This window comes from Paractinoplanes hotanensis (assembly GCF_023717965.1).
GTDB classification, from domain to species: Bacteria; Actinomycetota; Actinomycetes; order Mycobacteriales; family Micromonosporaceae; genus Actinoplanes; species Actinoplanes polyasparticus.
In genome coordinates this window covers 15371-36375 of the sequence record NZ_JAMQOL010000020.1, presented here as the reverse complement: position 1 = coordinate 36375, position 21005 = coordinate 15371, and the positions used below count along the sequence as shown (strand labels likewise).

General features: G+C 71.0%; 22 protein-coding genes and 1 pseudogene. 10 read left to right on the top strand and 13 right to left on the bottom strand.

From position 1 onward, the window contains the following. Positions 1–105: 105 nt before the first annotated feature. The 6 genes from LXN57_RS16510 to LXN57_RS16485 all read left to right on the top strand — a co-directional run bounded on the left by LXN57_RS16510 (position 106) and on the right by LXN57_RS16485 (position 7325). Positions 106–339 (top strand): hypothetical protein, encoded by a 234-nt coding sequence (locus LXN57_RS16510; protein WP_251799045.1) that lies wholly within the window; start codon positions 106–108, stop codon positions 337–339. A gap of 114 nt (positions 340–453) precedes the next feature. Then, on the top strand, positions 454–2706 hold the full coding sequence (locus LXN57_RS16505; RefSeq protein ID WP_251799044.1) for an exo-beta-d-1,3/1,6-glucosidase: 2253 nt from the start codon (positions 454–456) through the stop codon (positions 2704–2706). 66 nt (positions 2707–2772) lie between these two features. After that, positions 2773–3453, top strand: coding sequence for a SanA/YdcF family protein (locus LXN57_RS16500; RefSeq protein WP_251799043.1), 681 nt, complete (start codon positions 2773–2775; stop codon positions 3451–3453). A gap of 47 nt (positions 3454–3500) precedes the next feature. Continuing rightward, a complete protein-coding gene (locus LXN57_RS16495; RefSeq protein ID WP_251799042.1) occupies positions 3501–4634 on the top strand; it encodes an acyltransferase family protein in 1134 nt (377 codons plus the stop codon). A 147-nt stretch (positions 4635–4781) separates the two neighbouring features. After that, entirely contained in the window at positions 4782–6143 is a 1362-nt protein-coding gene (locus tag LXN57_RS16490; protein WP_251799041.1) for a M28 family metallopeptidase, read from the top strand. Between the two features lie 57 nt (positions 6144–6200). Beyond that, positions 6201–7325, top strand: coding sequence for a DUF3616 domain-containing protein (locus LXN57_RS16485; protein WP_251799040.1), 1125 nt, complete (start codon positions 6201–6203; stop codon positions 7323–7325). 89 nt (positions 7326–7414) lie between these two features. Here the strand turns inward: LXN57_RS16485 and LXN57_RS16480 are convergent, their stop codons facing one another. After that, entirely contained in the window at positions 7415–7807 is a 393-nt protein-coding gene (locus LXN57_RS16480) for a type II toxin-antitoxin system VapC family toxin (protein ID WP_251799039.1), read from the bottom strand. After that, the gene (locus LXN57_RS16475; RefSeq protein ID WP_251799038.1) at positions 7804–8088 is read right to left on the bottom strand and encodes a type II toxin-antitoxin system Phd/YefM family antitoxin; all 285 of its coding nucleotides are present in this window, start codon (positions 8086–8088) and stop codon (positions 7804–7806) included. Before LXN57_RS16475 ends, LXN57_RS16480 begins: the two co-directional genes overlap by 4 nt. A 108-nt stretch (positions 8089–8196) precedes the next feature. Between LXN57_RS16475 and LXN57_RS16470 the strand changes: the two are divergent. Further along, a pseudogene (locus LXN57_RS16470) lies at positions 8197–8529 on the top strand (DUF3616 domain-containing protein); the annotation flags it as partial. Between the two features lie 3 nt (positions 8530–8532). Here LXN57_RS16470 and LXN57_RS16465 read toward each other — a convergent pair. Both LXN57_RS16465 and LXN57_RS16460 read right to left on the bottom strand, forming a co-directional pair. After that, the gene (locus tag LXN57_RS16465) at positions 8533–9414 is read right to left on the bottom strand and encodes an FtsX-like permease family protein (protein WP_251799036.1); all 882 of its coding nucleotides are present in this window, start codon (positions 9412–9414) and stop codon (positions 8533–8535) included. A 10-nt stretch (positions 9415–9424) separates the two neighbouring features. Further along, positions 9425–10156, bottom strand: a complete 732-nt coding sequence (locus tag LXN57_RS16460) for an ABC transporter ATP-binding protein (RefSeq protein WP_251799102.1) — start codon at positions 10154–10156, stop codon at positions 9425–9427. A gap of 145 nt (positions 10157–10301) precedes the next feature. Here LXN57_RS16460 and LXN57_RS16455 point away from each other — a divergent pair, with 145 nt between their 5' ends. After that, a complete protein-coding gene (locus LXN57_RS16455; RefSeq protein ID WP_251799035.1) occupies positions 10302–10751 on the top strand; it encodes a hypothetical protein in 450 nt (149 codons plus the stop codon). Here the strand turns inward: LXN57_RS16455 and LXN57_RS16450 are convergent. Further along, on the bottom strand, positions 10748–11755 hold the full coding sequence (locus LXN57_RS16450; protein WP_251799034.1) for an LLM class flavin-dependent oxidoreductase: 1008 nt from the start codon (positions 11753–11755) through the stop codon (positions 10748–10750). The two genes, LXN57_RS16455 and LXN57_RS16450, sit on opposite strands and share 4 nt — an antisense overlap. Positions 11756–11831: 76 nt before the next feature. Here LXN57_RS16450 and LXN57_RS16445 point away from each other — a divergent pair, with 76 nt between their 5' ends. Both LXN57_RS16445 and LXN57_RS16440 read left to right on the top strand, forming a co-directional pair. Next, positions 11832–12578, top strand: a complete 747-nt coding sequence (locus LXN57_RS16445) for an SDR family oxidoreductase (protein ID WP_251799033.1) — start codon at positions 11832–11834, stop codon at positions 12576–12578. Between the two features lie 17 nt (positions 12579–12595). After that, positions 12596–13000: a hypothetical protein gene (locus LXN57_RS16440; protein WP_251799032.1), complete on the top strand. Its 405-nt coding sequence runs from the start codon at positions 12596–12598 to the stop codon at positions 12998–13000. Positions 13001–13088: 88 nt separating this feature from the next. On the opposite strand, the gene pheT is transcribed toward LXN57_RS16440, so the two are convergent. From pheT to LXN57_RS16400, 8 genes are all read right to left on the bottom strand, one after another. Then, positions 13089–15569, bottom strand: a complete 2481-nt coding sequence (pheT, locus tag LXN57_RS16435; protein WP_251799031.1) for a phenylalanine--tRNA ligase subunit beta — start codon at positions 15567–15569, stop codon at positions 13089–13091. Between the two features lie 88 nt (positions 15570–15657). Continuing rightward, on the bottom strand, positions 15658–16719 hold the full coding sequence (gene pheS, locus LXN57_RS16430) for a phenylalanine--tRNA ligase subunit alpha (RefSeq protein WP_251799030.1): 1062 nt from the start codon (positions 16717–16719) through the stop codon (positions 15658–15660). 173 nt (positions 16720–16892) lie between these two features. Further along, the gene (locus LXN57_RS16425; RefSeq protein ID WP_251799029.1) at positions 16893–17897 is read right to left on the bottom strand and encodes an alcohol dehydrogenase catalytic domain-containing protein; all 1005 of its coding nucleotides are present in this window, start codon (positions 17895–17897) and stop codon (positions 16893–16895) included. Continuing rightward, positions 17897–18673 (bottom strand): TrmH family RNA methyltransferase, encoded by a 777-nt coding sequence (locus LXN57_RS16420; RefSeq protein WP_251799028.1) that lies wholly within the window; start codon positions 18671–18673, stop codon positions 17897–17899. The genes LXN57_RS16425 and LXN57_RS16420 overlap by 1 nt, the downstream gene beginning before the upstream one ends. A 233-nt stretch (positions 18674–18906) precedes the next feature. Beyond that, positions 18907–19299 carry a 50S ribosomal protein L20 gene (gene rplT / locus LXN57_RS16415; RefSeq protein ID WP_251799027.1) on the bottom strand — a complete coding sequence of 131 codons (393 nt, stop codon included), beginning with the start codon at positions 19297–19299 and terminating at the stop codon, positions 18907–18909. A gap of 37 nt (positions 19300–19336) precedes the next feature. After that, positions 19337–19531, bottom strand: coding sequence for a 50S ribosomal protein L35 (gene rpmI / locus LXN57_RS16410; RefSeq protein ID WP_221378067.1), 195 nt, complete (start codon positions 19529–19531; stop codon positions 19337–19339). A 71-nt stretch (positions 19532–19602) separates the two neighbouring features. Then, positions 19603–20223, bottom strand: a complete 621-nt coding sequence (gene infC / locus LXN57_RS16405) for a translation initiation factor IF-3 (protein WP_221378161.1) — start codon at positions 20221–20223, stop codon at positions 19603–19605. A gap of 331 nt (positions 20224–20554) precedes the next feature. Beyond that, a complete protein-coding gene (locus LXN57_RS16400; RefSeq protein WP_438872883.1) occupies positions 20555–21004 on the bottom strand; it encodes a PH domain-containing protein in 450 nt (149 codons plus the stop codon). Between the last annotated feature and the right edge of the window lies 1 nt (position 21005).

The following is a 21005-nucleotide window of genomic DNA, read 5'->3' as shown; positions in this document are numbered from 1 at the left end:
CGCACACCTCGTCAGCACCCGTCATGGCCGCATAACCGTGTGGGACCCGCAACGCCTGCGCGCAGCCACCCGCCCCCGAAACCCGATCGGTGGTAAGACTGGCGGATGGCTGACAAGACAATCATCGCCCTTCGCGAGGCCGCCGAGGCGTACGCCGAGGCTGTCCGCACCACGCAGCGGTTCTTCGACCGGCTCGAGGACACGACCGACCCGTCCGCGCTGGTCGAGTACGCGACGCTGGTCGAGCGGGAGAAAGAGGCGGCCGAGGCCCGGCTCGACGCGATCGAGGCAGCCGGCATCGAGACGCCGAGCATCGACGAGAGCGATCCAGACAACTAAGTGAACAGTTCCGGAACCGGGGCGGGCTCCCGTAACCGGTTCCGTCCTGGAAGACTCCGGGTTGTTCGTGTTTCGATGACCGTGCCACCGCGGTCGTGACGACCGGAGGCGCACGTGCCCGCAGACATCCCGTACCGGGATGAGTCCCTGACCGTCGACGAACGTGTCGACGACCTGCTGAGCAGGATGACTCTGCCCGAAAAGGTGGGTCAGATGCTGCAGCTGGATGCCCGGGGCGACGTGAAAGAGATCGTCAGCGAGAAGCTGGCGGGCTCGATCCTGCACACCTCGCCGGCCAAGATGCTCGAGGCGATCGACCTCGTCGCCAAGACCCGGCTGCAGATCCCGCTGCTCACCGCGGAGGACTGCATCCACGGCCACTCGTTCTGGCCGGGAGCGACGATCTTCCCGACCCAGCTCGGCATGGCCGCGAGCTGGGACGCCGACCTGATCGAACGGGTCGCCCGGGTCACCGCCGTCGAGGTGGCCGCCACCGGCATCCACTGGACCTTCTCTCCCGTCCTGTGCATCACGCGTGACCTGCGCTGGGGCCGGGTCGACGAGACGTTCGGCGAGGACCCGTTCCTGATCGGCGAGTTCGGCTCGGCGATGATCCGCGGCTACCAGGGCGGCGGCCTCGACGACCCGACCGCGATCCTGGCCACCGCCAAGCACTTCGCCGGCTACTCCGAGACCCAGGGCGGCCGCGACGCCAGCGAGGCCGACATCAGCCCGCGCAAGCTGCGCTCCTGGTTCCTGCCGCCGTTCGAGCGGGTCGCCAAGGAAGGGTGCCGGGTCTTCATGCTCGGCTACCAGTCGATGGACGGCGTGCCCATCACGGCCAACAAGTGGCTGCTCAACGATGTTCTCAAACAAGAGTGGGGCTTCACCGGCACCCTCGTCACCGACTGGGACAACGTCGGGCGCATGGTCTGGGAACAGAAGGTCTGCGCCGACTACGCCGAGGCCGCCGCGGTCGCCGTGCAGGCCGGCAACGACCTGGTCATGGTCACTCCCGGCTTCTTCGAGGGCGCTCAGGAGGCGGTCGAGCGCGGCCTGCTCCGCGAGGAGGAGATCGACCAGGCCGTACGCCGGATCCTGCGCCTCAAGTTCGAGCTGGGTCTCTTCGAGAACCCGCGCGCCCCCGACCCGGCCCGCCAGCGGGAAGTGATCGGCGCGGCCGAGCACGCCGAGCTCAACCTCGAGGTCGCCCGCCGCTCGCTGGTCCTGCTCAAGAACGACGGCGTGCTGCCGGTCGAACCGGCCGGCAAGTTCCGCCGCATCGCCGTCGTCGGCCCCAACGCCGACAGCGTCTCGGCCCAGCTCGGCGACTGGGCCGGCGACTCGGGCCAGGTCGACTGGATGCCCGACGGCCACCCGCGCGAGCTGACCGAGACGGTGCTCGACGGCTTCCGCGCCGTCGCCCCGGCCAACTGGGTGATCGAGCACGCCCGCGGCGCCGACATCGAGCGCCTGGTGCCCGACCCCGAGGGCGCCACCTACCCCGACGGCCAGCCGCGCCCGCCGATCTCGGTCGGCGCCCCGATCGACCACCACCTGATCGACGTGGCCCGCGACAAGGCGGTCCGCTCGGACTACGCGGTGGTCGTGGTGGGCGACACGGTCAACCTGACCGGCGAGCACAAGTCGACGGCCACGCTCGAGCTCCAGGGCGGCCAGATCGCGCTGCTCGACGCCATCGCCGCCACCAAGACCCCGATGATCGTCGTGCTGGTCAACTCGAAGCCCACGGTTCTGCCGCCGTCGGCCCTGGGCGCGGCGGCGATCATCCAGGCCTTCAACCCGGGCATGCGGGGCGGCCGGGCGATCGCCGAGCTGATCCTCGGCCACATCGAGCCGAGCGGCCGGCTGCCGCTGTCGGTGGCGCGGCACGTCGGCCAGCAGCCGGTCTACTACAACACCATCCGCGGTCAGCACGGCAGCCGCTACGCCGACCTCACGCAGGATCCGCTGTTCGCCTTCGGCGAGGGCCTGAGCTACACGACCTTGACATACGGGGATCTGACGGTCACCACGCCGTCGGTGCCGGCCGACGAGGTCGTGCGGGCGACGGTCACCCTCACCAACAGCGGCGCCCGGCCCGCGCTCGAGACCGTGCAGGCGTACATCAGCGACCTGGTCACCTCGGTGACCTGGGCCGGTCGCGAGCTCAAGGCGTACCGCCAGGTCGAGGTGCCGGCCGGTGAGACCGTCACCGTCGAGCTCGAACTGCCGGCGTCGGCGTGCTCGCTGGTCACCGCGGACGGCCGGCGCATCGTCGAGCCGGGCGACTTCGAGCTGCTGGTCGGGCCGAGCTCCCGCGAGCGCGACCTGCTGCGGGCGCCGTTCCGGATCGTCCGTCCATGACCTGGTGAGCGGCCGCCGGGGGCTTAAGCAGAGACGGCGTTGACACCGGCTGGCATCGTCGGCCGGGTGCCGATCATCACCCGCCGCCGCCTGCTCCGCCTCTCGGTCCTGGCCGTCGTCCTCGCCGTCGCCGCCGGCGGGCTGACCTCCGCCGGCGGCGAGTTGTGGACCCGGGCCGCCGCCCAGGGCCACGTCTACCGCGAGGCCGACGTGCCGGCGGCGCCGGTCGCGTTGGTGCTCGGATCCGAGGTGTACGCCGACGGTTCGCCCTCGCCGTTCCTGGCCGCCCGCCTCGACATCGCCCAGCGCCTGCTCGAAGCGGGCAAGGTCAAGGCGATCCTGCTCTCCGGCGACCACAGCCGCTGGGAGTACGACGAGCCCGGCTCGATGGAGGTCTACCTGGTCGCCCGCGGCGTGCCGGCGTCGCGGATCGCCCTCGACTACGCCGGCTTCGACACCTACGACTCGTGCGCCCGGGCCGGCCGCGTCTTCGGCGTCCGCCAGGCCATCGTCGTCACCCAGACCTACCACCTCGACCGCGCGGTGGCCCTGTGCCGCAGCCAGGGCATCGACGCCACCGGCGTCGGCGACGACACGGTCAAGATCTACGAAGACCCCTGGCGCAACTCGGTGATCCGCGAACGCGGCGCCGTGGTCAAGGCCGTCACCGACGTCATCTCCCACCGCGACCCGGTCTTCCTCGGCCGCCCGGAAACCACGGTTCACGAAGCGCTGAGCGCCTCCTGACGCCACGGCGGGTTCCGCCGGCGTGCCGGGCACCATAGCGTGGCCGCATGGCGGGGGATGATGGGCGGCGGCCCGAGCTGGACGCTGTCCGGCTTGTGGTCGTGCTGGGGCTGGTGTTCTTTCACAGTGCGCTCGTGTTCGACGAGCGCGACGACTTCTACGTCAAGAACGCGGAGACCACCGAGGCGGTCACCTGGCTGGCCGGGCTGGGGGTGGTGTGGGCGATGCCGGCGCTGTTCCTGATCGCGGGGTTCGGGGCGTGGCACTCCTTGCGGCGGCGAGGCGGCGGAGGTTTCGTACGGGAAAGGTTGTTGCGCCTCGGGGTGCCGCTGGTCTTCGCGACGCTGACCATCGTTCCGGTGCCGCAGTGGTTGCGGTTGAAGGCGGCCGACCCCGGCTACAACGAGTCGTACCCCCGGTTCCTGCTCGACTTCTTCGACGTCCATCTGAGCCTGTCGAACTTTCCGTTCCTGGTGCGGGGCGAGCTCTTCGAGACCGGACACCTCTGGTTCGTGGTGCTGCTGCTGGCGTTCTCGCTCATGCTGGCCGCGGTGGCCAGGTGGCTGCCGGCCTCGCGGCTGGGCTTCGTGTCGCGCCGGGGCGCGCTGCTCGCGCTTCCGGCGATTCCGCTGATGGTTGTCGGGGCGCTGCTGGGCATGGAGGAGGCGTTCGCGGGCTGGAGCCGGTGGGCGTACCTGCTGCTCTTCCTGTACGGCTTCGTCCTGGCGGCTGACGACCGATTCCGTACGGCGATGCGCCGCGACGCCAAGCCGGCCGCGATCATCGGTCTTGTGCTGTTCGCCGCCTCCGGCGGCCTGCTGGCCACGGCCGGCGGCGAGCCGTTCACCGACATGACCGCCCACGCGATCGCGGCCCGGATCGTCTTCGCCGCGGCCGGCTGGTGCTGGCTGGTGGCCATTCTCGGCCTGCTCGACCGCGGCCCTCGCACCGGCTCCGCACGCGACAGGAAGTACGGTTACCTGGCCGCCGCGGCCCTGCCGCTCTACGTCCTGCACCAGCCGATCGTCGTCACGGTCGCCTACTTCGCGGTGCGGTGGAACGCCCCGATGGCGGTCAAATATCTGGCCATCGTCGCGATCTCGTTCGCCGTCCTGTTCGCCGTCTACGACCTGCTGGTCCGGCGCACCGCAGCGACCCGCTTCCTGTTCGGCATGCGCTGACCCTACGCCGCCTGACGTTGCCAGTTGCGCAAGACGAAGCGGTCGAAGCAGAGGTCGGTCGCACCATCATGAGCCGACTCCGACCCGGGCGCACCAAGACATAGATGGACGTGGACATCTGCGCCTCGGGAGACCAGAGTGGACGGCATGGCCAAGTCGAGTCGGCGTGCGTTTCTGACGGTGTCCGCGGCTGCTGCGGCAGCGCCACTGGTTGCGACGGGTGAGGCTCGGGCGGGCACAGCTCCCTCGGGCGAGCTGAAGGCGATCCTGCGGGCGATCGAGCCGCGCCGGATCGAGGCGATCGTCCGGAAGCTCGTCTCGTTCGGCACCCGGCACACCCTCAGCAGCCAGGACGATCCGGTGCGGGGCATCGGGGCGGCGCGCGACTGGATCTTCGCCGAGATGCAGCGGTACGCGGCGACCTCCGGCGGGCGGATGACGGTGGAGCTGCAGTCGTTCGTGCAGCCGGTCTCGCCGCGCATCCCGGCCCCGACGACGATCACCAACGTGATCGCGACGCTGCGCGGCAGCGTCACGCCGGAGCGGATCTACGTGGTGACCGGTCACTACGACTCGCGGGTGACCGACGTGATGGACGCGGTGAAGGACGCACCCGGCGCCGACGACGACGCGTCCGGCGTGGCCGTGGCCGTGGAGCTGGCCCGCGTGCTCGCCACCCGCCGGCCCGAGGCGACCATCGTCTTCGCCGCCGTCGCGGGCGAGGAACAGGGCCTCTACGGTTCCGACCACATGGCGCAGGCCTACAAGGACCGGGGCGCCGACGTGCAGGCGATGTTCAGCAACGACATCGTGGGCACCGGCGACGCCCACGACGGCACCCGTCCCGCGAACCGGACAGTGCGGCTGTTCGTCGAGGGCGTGCCCACCTCGGAGACGACCGCCGAGGCGACCGTCCGCAAGAGCGTCGGCGGCGAGAACGACGGGCCGTCGCGGCAACTGGGCCGGTTCGTCAAGGACGTCGAGCCCGGCGGCACCGACGTCCGCGTGATCTGGCGGCGCGACCGCTATCTGCGCGGGAGTGACCACATCTCGTTCCTGTTGCGCGGCTACCCGGCGGCCCGTTTCACCGAGCCGCGCGAGAACTTCGCCCACGAGCACCAGGACGTCCGCGTCGAGAACGGGATCCAGTACGGCGATCTGGCCGAGTACTGCGACTTCGACTACATCGCCCGGGTCGCTCGGGTGAACGCGGCCGCGCTGTGGTCGCTGGCGCAGGCCCCGGGCACACCGCGGGGCGTGGTCATCGACACCACCCAGCTCACCAACGCCACCACGCTGCGCTGGCAGCTCGGCGCCGAGCCCGACCTGGCCGGCTACGAGGTGGTCTGGCGCGAGACGACCGCCGCCGACTGGCAGCATTCGCGGGCCGTGGGCAAGGTCAGCGAGGTGACCATCGACCTCTCCAAGGACAACGTCTTCTTCGGCGTACGGGCGGTGGACGCCGACGGGCACCGCAGTCCGGCCGCCGCACCTCGCCCGTCCAGCTGATTTCGCAATCCCGTCAGCGGACACACGGGGTGGTTCCCCGGTGCGACGATGATGACCATGACCTTGGATCACACGGTCCGGCTGCGCTTCGGGGACCAGTCGCGCGCCGCGGCGACACATACCAACCTTTCCGCCGTACGCCTCGACGGTCCCGTCCTGTGGATCGCGGGCGACGAGACGGCGACCGTGGAACGGCTGGTCGCCGACGACCCGGCCCGGCCCACGGAGTTCGGCGACGAGACGACGTACCGTCTGGGCGATTTCATCAGCCTGCCGGGCACCGACATCGAGGAGGAGGCCGACGTCGAGGGGCTGGCCCGGTCGGGGCCGTTCCTGTGGGCGATCGGCTCGCACAGCCTGCGCCGCAAGCAGATCAAGGAGCGGCACGAGGGGGTGAAGGCGCTGAAGCGGCTGGCGCGCATCGAGGGGCAGGAGAACCGCCAGATTCTCCTGCGGCTCCCGATCGCCGACGTGGACGGGCTGCCCACCCCCGTACGAGAAATCGAAATCGACGGCGAGAAGCACTACGCCGCCGCCCTGGGTGGCCAGGACGACCTGCGCCGCCTGCTTCGCCGCGACGAGCACCTGGCGCCGTTCCTGCCGATCCCGGGCAAGGACAACGGGCTCGACATCGAGGGCATCGCGGTCAGCGGCGACCGGATCTACCTGGGCCTGCGCGGGCCGGTGCTGCGCGGCTGGGCGTTCGTGCTCGAGCTGCGGCCCTACATCGACCCCGACGAGCCCGACCGGCTGCGGCTGCACGAGTTCGCGGACGGCTTCACCTACCGCAAGCACGTGCTGAAGCTCGACGGCCTGGGCGTCCGCGACCTCTGCCCCGACGGCGACGACCTGCTGATCCTGGCCGGCCCGACGATGGACCTGGACGGCCCGGTGCGGGTCTACCGCTGGCACGGCGCCGCCCGGTCCGAGCAGCCGACCATCGTGCGGGGCGACCTGATCAGCCGGGTGCTCGAACTGACGTACGGCGAGGGCGACGACCACGCGGAAGGCCTCAGCAACTACGGCGAAGACCGCCTGCTGGTCGTCTACGACAGCCCCGCCGCAGTCCGCCTGACCGACGACGACGCCGTGATAGCCGACGTCGTCCGCCTACCGGACGGCAGAGTCAACAGGACCGGCCGCGGCTCCCTCGCCGGCCAACGTGCCGAAGCCGACGAATGAGGATTCGATCCCTCACGCTAGGCGCCTGCTCTTCGTCACTCCTGTCGTCCATTCGCCACGCCGGCCCGGCCTGTTCGCGCCGACGCCTGTCAGAAGAAGCCCGGAGCCTCGACCGGAAGCCCCTCCGCTCGAGCGACCTCGATCATCCGTTTGTCGTAGGTGATCAGCGTGTCCAGCGAATCGCCGAGAACCTGCGCGCTGGCCACGTGGATGGCATCGAGCGTCCGGAGGGCGCCCGGGAGCTGGGCCGCCGCATCGCGGACCTCTTCGGTCAGCAGAATCTCGGTGAAGCGGCCGACGAGGTCACGCATGAGGCTGGGGTAGTCGCCGATACGGTCCATGGTGCGGACGGTCTCGACGAAGCCGAGGGTACTTGTGGCCATCGGCATTCCCGGCCGCGCGCTCAGGAACTGGCGCAGTTCCCCGGCATAGGTCCGCCTCGAAAGAAGGGTGACGAGGGCGGACGCATCCAGATAGATCAACGGTCGTCCTCGGCTCGGGCGTCCAGCAGGGTGTCGAGCGGTGAGATGTCGGCTGGAACGTCGTAGGACGGTATCTGGTCGAGGTCGGCTGTCGTGGTGGCCTTGAGCCGGATCAGCCCCTTGGCGACCAGGGGAGAATAGCGGCCCAGACCACTCGCCCCAGGCAACAGCACAGCGATGACCTTGCCGTGGCGAGTCACCTCGATCGTCTCGCCCTGCTCGACGCGATTGAACATCGCGCTCGGGTTATAGGAGAACTCCCGGACGGAAACCGAACTCATCGACGACCTCCTCGGTCATATCCCTGCACCCAGCAATGTACCTACACCCGGCGAAGTGTAGGTACATGTTAGTCCGGTCACTCGCGGGCGGCCAGCAGGGTCACCTACCGCAAGCACGTGCTGAAGCTCGACGGCCTGGGCGTCCGCGACCTCTGCCCCGACGGCGACGACCTGCTGATCCTGGCCGGCCCGACGATGGACCTGGACGGCCCGGTGCGGGTCTACCGCTGGCACGGCGCCGCCCGGTCCGAGCAGCCGACCATCGTGCGGGGCGACCTGATCAGCCGGGTGCTCGAACTGACGTACGGCGAGGGCGACGACCACGCGGAAGGCCTCAGCAACTACGGCGAAGACCGCCTGCTGGTCGTCTACGACAGCCCCGCCGCAGTCCGCCTGACCGACGACGACGCCGTGATAGCCGACGTCGTCCGCCTACCGTGAGGATCAGACGCGGCGTACGACCAGCCCGGGCTTGACATCGGCGGCGGCTCCGAGCGCCGTGATGTCGCCCGGATCGCTGGTGAAGACGATGGCGCCATGTGCCAAGGCAACGGTGACCACCGTGGCGTCTACGACGTCGCGGGTTCCCGCTTTGCCGCACAGCACACCTGCGGCCTTCGCCGTCTCGAGTCCGACCGGCACAACCTCACAGCTGTGCAGGAACTTGCCGAGGCGCACCTGGCGCCGGGCGTCACGCCACGCCTGAGCCACGACCACGGCCGGGACGAGCAGGCGACGCCCCTCTTCCAGGGCGAGGTGATGGATCATCACCCGGGCCGCCGCGCCGCTCTCGCGCAACGCCTCCAGCGGCCGCACCCGGGCTGCCCGCCGCGCCGCGACCAGCACACCGGCCACCGCGAGCAGGATGCCGGTGCCGAACGAGACGCCGAGGATCCACATCCGCCACTCGCCGGTGAACCCCGGCGGCACGAACTCGAACCGGCGCATGAGCCACGTCTGCACCGCCATCACCCCCAGCCCCGCCGGCACGCCGATCCCGGCGCCGGTCAGGCCCAGCAGCAACGCCTCACCCAGCAACAGCCGGCGTACCTGACCGCGGCTGCCGCCGACCAGCCGCAGCAGGGCCAGGTCGCGGCGGCGCTGGTCGACGGTGAAGGCGAACGTCGAACTGATGACGAAGCCGGCCAGGAAGACGGATCCGCCCAGCACGACGCCCAGCATCGGCACCGCGGCATCATCCGAGCTCTGCCCCGCGGCTGAGATCAGCAGCAGCAGCGAGGACTGCACGAGCGCCACCCCGAGAGCCACCGACAGCAGCGCACCCACGAACAGCGTCCAACGTTCGGCCAGTCCGGCCCGGCTCATCCCCAGCATCTCAGCGTTCCCAGGCCGCGAGCCGGTCGGCCACCCCGCGCGCGTCGGCGCCGGCCAGCCGGTCGACCACCCGGCCGTCACGCAGGAAGACCACCGCGTCGGCCCGGGCCGCGGCGCCGGGGTCGTGCGTGACCATCACGATGCTCTGCCCGGCGTCGGCCATCGCGCGCAGCAGGTCGAGCACCGTACGGGCGGCCGTGGAATCGAGGGCGCCGGTGGGCTCGTCGGCGAAGAGCACCTCGGGGCCGGTCACCATGGCCCGCGCGATCGCCACCCGCTGCTGCTGCCCGCCGGACAACTCGCGGGGCTTGTGCCGGGCGCGGTCGGCCAGGCCGACGGCGTCGAGCGTCGCGCGGACAACCGACCGGGACGGGCGCTTGCCGGCCAGCCGCAGCGGCAGCGCCACATTCTGCTCGGCGGTCAGCGCGCCGATGAGGTTGAAACTCTGGAAGACGAACCCGATCCGGGTGCGCCGCAACGCGGTCAGGTCGGCGTCGCCGGCCGAGGTCAGATCGGTATCGCCGAGCAGCACCCGCCCGCTGTCGACCCGCTCGAGCCCGGCCGCGCAGTGCAGCAGCGTCGACTTGCCCGAACCGGACGGACCCATCACCGCCGTCCAGCCGCCGGGCGGGAAATCGAGCGTCACGTCGTCGACGGCCCGGACCGCCGCCGGCCCCCGGCCGAACACCCGGCTGACCCCGTGCAGCGCCACTGCGGCCGGGGCCATCGTCATAGTCGTCATGCTGTGAAACGCTATTTTCGCGGCTGCCATGAGTCGCTACGGCCAACCACCCAGTTCGGGGTGGTGCTAGCACCTCTACCGCCTTGAGTGCGGCTACTCAGGTCCCGGGCCCCCGCCGGTTCATAGGGTCGTATCCATGTCAACGAGACGAAAGCTCGCCTGGGCGGGCGGCATTCTGGTGCTGGGCGCGGCGGTCACGTTCTTTCTGGTACGGGACCCGCTGAGCCGGCCGGGCAGTCATCAGGTCGAGGTGTACGCGCTGGACGACGCCATCTCGGGCGAGACCCAGGACCCGCCCGGCTTCCTGGGCCGGGCCCTGGGCATGTGCGACGCCGACACCTATTACGCCGAGGACGGCGACAAGAAGCTGTGCCTCGTACTCAACGGGCCGCTCGGCACCGTGGAGGCATCCCGCAAGAACGGCCGGGTCACCGTCGCCGCGGCCGACGTGCCCAAACTGCGGCAGCTCGCGGCCGAGGACACCCAGACGACCACCCTGGTGCTGATGACCGACGGCCCGGCCGCCCTGATCCCGGTCGCGGGCCTCACCGACGGGCAGCCGGCGAGCGCCGCCGCACTCAGCTAACGCCGGCCCAGCGCCGGGCCGAGGTGGGTGGCGATGTCGGTGAGGATCTGGACGTAGTCGTCGTGTTCGAAGCTGAACGGCAAGGCGAACGCCACCTCGTCGACCTCGCGGAACGCGGCGTGGGCAAGCAACTGCCCGGCGATCTCGGCGGAGCTGCCGACAAAATCGCGTGCGAACAGCATGCGGGCCGGGCCCTGTGGCTCACGGGTGCGGGGGGTGCGCTTCTCGGCGTACGCCTGATATTTGGCCCTCTGCTCCGAAGTCGCCGAATCGGTGGGAATGACGACCAGGCCCTGGGACACGCGGGCCTGGTCGCCCAGCGGGTGATGCCCGCGGAAGGCGCGGATGTGCGACAGCTGGATCTCGGCGAAGTCGCCGGCCTCCTCGGCCTTGACCACGCTGCTGGTCAGGAAGTTCATGCCGTGCTCGCCGGCCCACTGCGCCGACCGCAGGCTGGCCCCGCCGTACCACATCCGGTCGATCAGGCCGGGCGAGTGCGGCTCGACCCGCTCCGAGAATTCCTCGACGACGCCCTGCCGGCCGCTGAAGTCGCTGGCCTGATCGCCGCGGACGAAACCGAGCAGCCGCTCGACCCGGCGGTAGCTGAAATCCTCGGCGTCGGCGGTATCGGGGTAGAGCGCTTCCTGCACGGTGTCGAAGTTCATCGGCGGGCCGACGCTGATCCCCGGGTTGAGCCGCCCGCCGGAAAGCAGGTCGACGGTCGCGAGGTCCTCGGCCAGGCGCAGCGGATTCTCCCAGCCGAGCGGGATCACGGCCGTGCCGAGCTCGATCTTCGACGTACGCTGCGAGGCCGCCGCCAGCACGGCCACGGGCGACGAGATGCCGTACTGAAGGTGCCGGTGCCGCACCCAGGCGCTGTCGAAGCCGAGCTGCTCCCCCAGCTGAATGATCCCGAGCGTGGACTCGTGGCCCGACCGCGGATCGTCCCGCTCGAAGAGCCCGATGGTCAGGAACCCGAGTTTCCGCAGAGGTCGCGCAGTCACCCACTCACCCTGCCACGAACGATCGTCCCCAGGGCCGTGACGTTGCTGTCACCGTGCTCTGCCGTACGGTCGGCGGATGACGATCTCGGGAAGCGCGCTGGTGACGGGGGCCTCGCGTGGGCTCGGCGCACACCTCTGCCGGCGGTTGGCGGCGGACGGGTGGGCGGTGGCGGTCAACTACCGGTCCGACGGTGCCGGCGCGGCCAAGGTGGTGGCCGACATCGAGGGCGCGGGCGGGCGGGCCGCTGCTTTCCAGGCCGACGTGACCGACGAGGACGAGGTCGCCCGGCTGGTGGCCGAAGTCGAGCTCGCGCTCGGGCCCGTACAGGTGGTGGTGGCCAACGCAACCGGCCCGCAGCCGGAGGTCAAGGCCGAGGAGACCACCTGGCAGGACCACCTCGACCAGCTGACCTTCTTCGTGAAGAGCCCGACCCTGCTGCTGCGGGCCACGTTGCCCCACATGCGACGGCTGGGTGGTGGGCGCTTCATCCACATCGGCTCCGACATGGTGGAACGGGCGCTGCCGGGGTTCTCGGCCTACAACGCGGCCAAGGGGGCGCAACTCGTTCTGGCCCGCACCTGGGCGCGCGAGCTGGGCGCCGACAACGTGACGGTCAATGTGGTCGCGCCGGGCTGGATCCCGGTGGAGCGGCACGGGGCGCTCACCGAGGCCGACACTGCGGGGTACGTGGCCGAGGTGCCGCTGCGCCGGATCGGCACCCCGCAGGAGATCGCCGACGTGGTTGCCTTCGTGGCGTCCGACGCGTCCCGCTTCGTGACCGGCGAGCGGATCACGGTCAACGGCGGTTTCACCACCGATTAGCCGGTTGATCTGCGGGAGTGCTGATCACTGTGGTGGGGTCGCTCCGCCTTCGGCACTCCGGTCGAGATCGGCCGTCAGTCCAGGTGGCTTGCCCGGGTACAGTCGAGGCGCCGTCGGAAAACCGCCCATTCGAGGGGGTGCTGGCGACCATGAAGTGGTTCCTGCTGTTTGTGCTGCTGGTGATCGTGGTGGCGGTCGTCGTCGCCGCTCGGCAGCGCGGCGAGGGGCGGCGGCCCGGGCCAACGGGATCGGACGCCGGCCGGTCGCGCACCGTGAAGTGTTTGCGATGCCACGGCGCCGGCTGGATCGGCCGGGAACCCGAGCGGACCCTCAACTTCACCGGCGACGGCTTCGAGGACAGGCACGCGCCGGCCACCATGTGCTCCGCCTGCGGCGGCACCGGAATCGTCGAGGGGCGATGACGAGCCGGCCGGTCGTGCTGCGGCACGGGAGACACCAGAACGACACGAGCCGGGCCCGTCGCCGGGCCCGGCTCGATGCGACCTATGCTTACGCGCCGCGGAGGGTGGCTCCGTAGCGGGCGGACACCGCCGCCACGGCTGCGTCGCGGGCCGAGAGCGTCTCCTCGGTGGTGAGCGTGCGGTCGGGGGCGCGGAATGTCAGCTTGTAGGCGAGCGACTTCTTGTCCACCCCCAGCTGGTCCGACTCGTACAGGTCGAACAGCGACACCGACTCGAGCAACTCGCCCGCCCCGCCGGCGAGCGTCTGCTGGACGGCAGCGGCCGGCACGTCGCGGTCGACGATCAGCGCCACGTCGATCAGGGCCGGCGGGAACGACGAGATCCGCCGGGCCTGGGTGACCGGGGGCAGCGGCAGCGCGTCCAGGTCGAGCTCGGCCACGCTGGTGCGCTTGGGCAGCTCGTACGCGGAGACGACGGCCGGGTGCAGCTCGCCCGCGTGACCGACCACGGCGCCGTCGACGGCGATCGCCGCGCAGCGGCCCGGGTGCCACGGCGCGAGTTCGGCCGCGCTCACACCGATCCGGTCGGGGGTGACGCCGGCCGCGGACAGCGCGATCCGGACGGCTTCGACCGCGTCGGCCCAGGACGCGGGCCGGCCCGCGCCCCACCAACCGGCCGGCTCGGCGTCGCCGGTCAGCGCGACCGCCAGGTGCCAGGGCTGGTCGGGCACGATCGCGTTGGCGGCGTCCCACTCGTCGCCGGTCGGGCGGCGGTCGACACCCATCGCCGGCGGGGCGACCTGGGCCAGGCGCGGCAGGAACACCGTGCCCGTCTCGAACAGCGCCAGGTCGCGGTGGCCCCGGCCCAGGTTGCGCTTGAGCGTGCCCAGCAGGGTGGGCAGCAGCGACGTGCGCAGCAGCGGCTCCTGCTCGGAGAGCGGGTTGGTGAGCCGCACGGCGCTGCGCCGCGGGTCGTCGGCCGGGTAGCCGAGCTGGTCGGCCGCCGCCGGCGCCACGAACGGGTACGACAAGACCTCGACGTAGCCGTTCTCGGCCAGCGCCCGGCCCACCGTCCGCCGTCGCCGCTGCTGCGGGGTGATGCCGCTGCCGCCACGGGCCGGGGGCAGCAGCGAGGGAATGTCGTTGTAGCCGCCGAGCCGGGCCACCTCTTCGACCAGGTCGATCGGGGCCTGCAGGTCGGGACGCCAGGTCGGCGGAGTGACCTCGAGCGGGGACACGCCGGTGACCGTGCAGCCGACCTGGGAGAGCAGGGCGGTCACCTGCTCGGTGTCGTAGGCCAGCCCGATCCGGCGCCCGGGCAGAGCCGGGTCGAGCGCGATCGGGGCCGGGGCGACCACGTGATCGAGGTCGAGCACCCGCTCGTCGGCCGTGCCGCCGGCGTGCCCGGTCAGGATCTGCACCGCCCGCTCGAGCGCGACCAGGGTGAGCTGCGGGTCGACGCCGCGCTCCCACCGCTTGGCGGCCTCGCTGAACAGCTTGTGGCGGCGGGCCGTGCGGCCGACCATCACCGGGTCCCAGTGGGCGGCCTCGAGCAGCACGTCGACCGTGCCGGGCTGCCACTCGCTGGTCTCGCCGCCCATGACCGCGGCCAGCGAGATCGGGCCGGTGTCGTCGCAGATGACCATGTCTTCGGCGTCGAGCACGCGGGCCACGCCGTCGAGCGTGGTCAGCTTCTCGCCGGGCCGGGCGCGGCGCACGACCAGGCCGCCGCTGAGCCGGTTGAGGTCGAAGACGTGCATCGGCTGGCCGAGCTCGAGCATCAGGTAGTTGGTGATGTCGACGGGCAGCGAGATGGCCCGGATGCCCGCCGCGATCAGGCGCTTCTGCATCCAGTCGGGAGACTGCGCGTCCGGGTCGATGCCGCGCACCACCCGCGCCGAGAACCGGTCGCAGCCGACGGTGTCCTCGAGCGTCACCTCGTACGGGACCTCGGCCGTGGCCCCGGGCGCGGTGACCAGGGAGGCCGGGTCGGTGTAGGCGGCCGAGAACGCGTACGAGAGCTCTCGGGCCATGCCACGCAGGCTCATCTCGTAGCCGCGGTCGGGCGTGATCTCGACCTCGACCAGCACCTCGGACAGCCCCACCACGGGACGCGCGTCGGTCCCCGGCTCGGCGGCGCCCGGCGGCAGCACGATGATGCCCGAGTGGTCACCGCTCAGCCCCAGCTCGGCCGCCGAGCAGATCATGCCGTTCGAATTGCGGCCGTACGTCTTCCGGGCGCCGATCTTGAAACCGCCGGGCAGCTCGCCGCCCGGCAGGATGACCGGGACCAGGTCGCCCTCGCTGAAGTTGCGGGCGCCGCAGACGATCTCCTGCGGCTCGGCCCGGCCCACGTCGACGGTGGTGAAACGGATCGGCTTCTTGAACCCGGTGAGCTCTTCGATGGTGAGCACCCGGCCCACCACGAGGTCGCCGGTGACGGTGGCGGCCTGGTCGACGATCGACTCGACCTCCATGCCAGCGTTGGTCAGGGCGTCGTCGAGTTCCTGGGCGGTGAGGCCGGCCGGCAGCTCGACGAATTCCCGCAGCCACGACAGTGACGTCTTCATGCTGAGCCTCCTGGGCGTGGACTCGTGGCCCTCGTGCCGATCTGACGGGGAGCGCGCATCTCGCGCTCGGTGCGCTCGCTCACGCCGATCAGACCTCCATTCCGAAGTTCGCGGTGAACCGCACGTCGCCCTCGACCATGTCGCGCATGTCGCTGACGCCGTTGCGGAACATCAGGGTGCGCTCGACGCCCATGCCGAACGCGAAGCCCGAGTAGCGCTCGGGGTCGATGCCGGCGGCCACCAGCACCTTGGGGTTGACCATGCCGCAGCCGCCCCACTCGACCCAGCGCGGGCCGTCTCGGTGCTGGGCGAACCAGACGTCGAACTCGGCCGACGGCTCGGTGAACGGGAAGTAGTGCGGCCGCCAGCGGGTGCGCGCGTCGGGGCCGAACATCGCCCTGGCGAAGTGGTCGAGCGTGCCGCGCAGGTGGGCCATGGTGATGCCCTCGTCGACGACCAGGCCCTCGATCTGGTGGAAGACCGGGCTGTGGGTCGCGTCCAGCTCGTCGGAGCGGTAGGCGCGGCCGGGGCTGACCACATAGATCGGCGGTTGCCGGGTGAGCATCGTGCGCACCTGGCCGGGCGAGGTGTGCGTGCGCATCACCAGGCCGGGCAGGTCGACGTAGAACGTGTCCATCGACCCGCGGACGGCGTTGTCGGGCCCGATGTTGAGGGCGTCGAAGTTGGCCCACTCCAGTTCGAGCTCGGGGCCCTCGACGATGTCGTAGCCCATGCCGGCGAACAGGTCGCCCATGTGCTCCATCAACGTGGTCAGCGGGTGGCGGGCGCCGCGCGGGCGCCTGTCCCACGGCAGGGTGACGTCGACCCGCTCCTCGACGAGCACGCGGGCGGCGCGCTCGATCTCGAGTTCGGCTTGGCGTGAGTCGTACGCGCCCTGCACGGACTGCCGGGCCAGATTGACGCGCTTGCCGGCGTCGGACTTGGCGGCCGGCGGCAGCGAGCCGATCTCACGCCGGGCCAGCGAGACGGGCCCGCGGTCGCCGAGGTGGACGGACTTCAGCGCGGCCAGCTCGTCCAGGTCGGACGCGGCGTCGAAGGCCTTGCGGGCGTCGTCGACGGCGGCCTCGAGCGCGGCCGGGTCGAGCAGGGCGGCCTGCTTGGGGTCGTACGGATCGTTGCGGTAGGACATGGTCTCCCTCACCTGCTGAGCCCTCTAACGCTCAACCAGACGGCAGTGTACGGAGGCACGGCTGGGCCGCAGCCCGCCGGTCAGGGAGTTGAGGGTGTGTCAGACCCGCGGCCCGCGACCAGCGGGCCGGCTAAACAGCGATGAGAGTCCTGGCACGGGTTGAATCATACCCGTCAGGCCGGACGCTCGGCGACGGTGATACCGGCGTGGCCCGGGATGGGCGAATCCATCGTCGTCAGTGCCACCCCGGCCGCTTCGAGCGGGATCACCGAGCCGACCAGGCGCCCCGGATCGAGGCGGCCCCGGGCGACCAGGTCGATCATCGGCGGGTAGTCGGCGGCGGCCATGCCGTGCGAGCCGACAACGTGCAGCTCGCGGGCGACCACCAGGTCCCAGGGCAGCGGCGCGCGGGCGTCGGCCCCGAGCATGAGGCCGACCTGCACGTGCCGGCCGCCGCGGCGCAGGCTGCGCACCGAGGCATCGGCGGTGGCGGCCGAGCCGTAGGCGTCGATCGCGATGTGCGCCCGCTGGTCGATCTCGTGCACGATCACCGCGCCCAGCGCGGCGGCCATCGAGTTGGCCGCGGGCGACGGGTCGACGGCGAGCACCTCCAGGCCCAGCGCGGTCGCGATCATGATGGCCGACAGGCCGACGCCGCCGCAGCCGTAGACCGCCACCACGGCGTCGTCGGGCACCGGCCCGTGCCCGGTCAGCGCCCGGAACGCGGTGGCGAAGCGGCAGCCCAGCGCGGCCGCGGCGACGAAGCCGACGCTGTCGGGCAGGCGCACCAGATTGGTGTCGGCGGCCCGCACGACGACCCGCTCGGCGAACGACCCGGCGTGGGTGAAGCCGGGCTGGGTCTGGTCGGGGCAGATCTGGGCCCGGCCCGTCACGCAGAACTCGCAGCGGCCGCAGCCGTTGACGAAGGGCGCGGTCACCCGGTCGCCCAGGGCGAAGCCGCGGACGGACGGGCCGATCGCGACGACCTCGCCCGCGAACTCGTGCCCGGGGATGTGCGGCAGCGGCACCGGGTCGTGCCCGCGCCAGGCGTGCCAGTCGGAGCGGCACAGCCCGGTCGCCCGCACCTCGATCACGGCGCCGTCGGCCGGGCAGACGGGCTCGGGCACCACGGCGACCCGCGGCGGCGCCCCGACGGCGTCGTAGACGATGGCCCGCATCAGCGTTGCGCCCGGGCCGACGCGTACAGGCAGACGGCGGCGGCCGCGGCCAGGTTCAGGCTCTCGGCCCCGCCGTAGATGGGCACGCGCACCTGCCGGTCGGCCGCGTCGAGCAGCGCCGGGGGCAGGCCGTGGGCCTCCGACCCGAACAGCCACGCGGTGGGGGCGGCGAGGACGCCGTCGTCGGCCAGGGTGTCGAGGTCGTCGGCGCCGTAGCCGCTGGTGGCGAGCACCTGCAGACCGGCTTCACGCAGCGGTGTCACGACGTCGAGCGGGGAACGGACCACATCTACATGAAACAACGACCCGGCCGACGCGCGGACGCATTTCCCGTTGTACGGGTCCACAGCATCACCCGCGAACACGACCGCACCCGCTCCGGCCGCGTCCGCCGTGCGCAGGATCGTGCCCGCGTTGCCCGGGTCACGGACCTCCGCCACCACGGCGACGAGCCGCGGCTTCTTGCCCAGCGCCTCCTTCAGCGGCACGTCCACCTGCTCGCACACGGCTACGAGACCCTGCGGCTGCACCGTCTCGGCCAGCGCCGCCAGCCCGTCGTCGCTCACGAGCGACACCACCTCTGCGTGTGCGATCAGGTCGGCATACCGCTCGGCCGCGTCGTCGGTGGCGAACAGCTCGACCACCACGCCCGCGGCCAGCGCCTCACGCACCGCCTGCGGCCCCTCGGCAAGAAACCGCCCGCTCTGATCGCGATCGCGGCGCCGCTGCAGCTTCCGCGCGGCGGCGACTCGGGGGGTACGGGAGGTGAACGTCATCAGCCGATCCAGTCCTGGTCTTGGGTTGAGCGCAACCACTTACGCACGCCGCCGGTGTGGGGTTCGCGTTCTGGACGCGCCAGCGGCCAGCGAAGCCCGCGCCGGTCCCCGCGGGAGCGACGGTCCGCACCCACCACCCAGCGGGGACATCCAGAATTTGATCTTGCTCGGTCGACCCGCATATGCCAACAGGCGCCTCCCGGGACTCGGGAGACGCCTGCCGAAAGACTTCCTTACGCGGCTTGGGCGGCGGCGCCACCCGTGCCCTCAGCGGCAACAGCCGCCTTGGCCACCTCGACGATGGCCGCGAAAGCCGCGGCATCGTTCACCGCAAGGTCAGCAAGGATCTTGCGGTCGACCTCGATCTCAGCCAGACGAAGACCCTGGATGAGGCGGTTGTAGGTCAGGCCGTTGGCCCGGGCGCCCGCGTTGATGCGCGTGATCCACAGCTGGCGGAAGTCGCCCTTGCGGTCACGGCGGTCGCGGTACGCGTACTGCATCGAGTGCAGCATCTGCTCCTTGGCCTTGCGGTAAAGGCGGGAGCGCTGACCGCGGTATCCGCTGGCGGTCTCCAGCAACGTGCGACGCTTCTTCTGGGCGTTCACTGCCCGCTTGACGCGTGCCATTTCGGTACTCCTAACAGGGGAACGGGTGTGGCGCGCGTCAGCGGCCGAGAAGCTTCTTGACTCGCGGAAGGTCGGCCTCGGCGATGACGACGGTGCCGGTCATGCGCCGGGTGACGTGCGAGGACTTGCCCTCGAGGAGGTGGCGCTTGCCGGCCTTCTCGCGGACGATCTTGCCCTTACCGGTGACCTTCACCCGCTTGCCGGTGCCGGTGTGGGGCTTGAACTTAGGCACTTGGAGCCTCTTTCTGATCTTTCCGCACGTCAGGGGGCCCACTGGCCCCCCGATGCGTGTGGAAAAGCTGTCTATTCTGCGGTGGTGGTGGAAGTCTCGGCCTCGACCGGAGCTTCGCCTTCGCGAGGCTCGCGGGCGGGCTTGGCGGCGCCGGCGACGGCGGCCACGGCCGCGGCCTTGGTCGCCCGATGCGGGGCCAGCACCATGATCATGTTTCGGCCGTCCTGCTTCGGGCTGGCTTCCACGAATCCCAGCTCCGAGATCTCTTCGCTGAGCCTGCGCAAGAGCCGGAATCCCAGCTCGGGGCGGCTCTGCTCGCGACCGCGGAACATGATCGTCACCTTGACCTTGTCGCCCGCCTTGAGGAACCGCACCACGTGACCCTTCTTGGTCTCGTAGTCGTGCGGGTCGATCTTCGGGCGGAGCTTCATTTCCTTGATGACGGTCTGCTGCTGGTTGCGCCGCGCTTCGCGTGCCTTCAGTGCGCTCTCGTACTTGAACTTGCCGAAGTCCATGAGCTTGCACACCGGCGGCCGCGCCATGGGAGCAACCTCGACCAGATCCAGATCGACATCCGCGGCCAGCTGCAGGGCGCGCTCGAGCGGGACGATGCCCACCTGCTCACCCTCAGGGCCGACCAATCGGACCTCACGAGCACGGATCTGTTCGTTAACGCGTGGTTCGACGCTGATGGGGCCTCCTCAGAACGGTTACCTTGTCTGCCAATGTCGGTCGGCCCCGCACCCCTTGACAACAAGGTGCCGGGAAAGCAGAAGGCCCCGCACGCGCTTTCGCGCATGCCAGGGCCCGCTCGACCGGTCATCGACGCCCGTGAGGACGCGCCCCGGACACCGGATCACTCCGACGCCCAGGTGACCGGACCCGGCCTTCGTGTCGAAGGCGGCGGGTGGGAACCAGCGGGCTCCTCTTTCGCGCTCGCATCCGAGGATGCGGGCGTGGTCGACGGCGTCCACTCTACCAGGTTGCAGCCTTCAGTCGGGTCGGGGGTGGTGGGACGGATTGTCACGCGTCGACGGCCGCCGCGTGCAGCTTGCGCAGGGTGCGCACGCCGTCGACGGCGTAGTCCTTGTCGGCGGCCTGGAGGGCGTGCACCGAGATCTGCTCGTCGTCGAGCAGCTCGAGCTGGGCCCACGGCGAGTTCCGGTCGAAGCGCACCTTGCGCACCACCGACCAGGGCAGGTCGTAGCCGCCGACGACGTTGCGCACGCGGATGTGCTCGGCGTCGGCGATCACCCGGGGGCGCAGGAAGGCCAGCACGCCGAGCCCGATCAGGATGCCGAGCCCGATCATGGCGGCCTGGTCGCCGCGCTGGAACGACCCGGAGTTGTCGAACCCGGCCGACCCCTTGAGGCCGAAGCTCAGCACGGTGAAGAGCCCGGCCACGGCGACCGCGATCGGAATGGCCACCCAACGAATCTTCTTCGGGCGGTACGTCACGGTCTGCTCATCCACG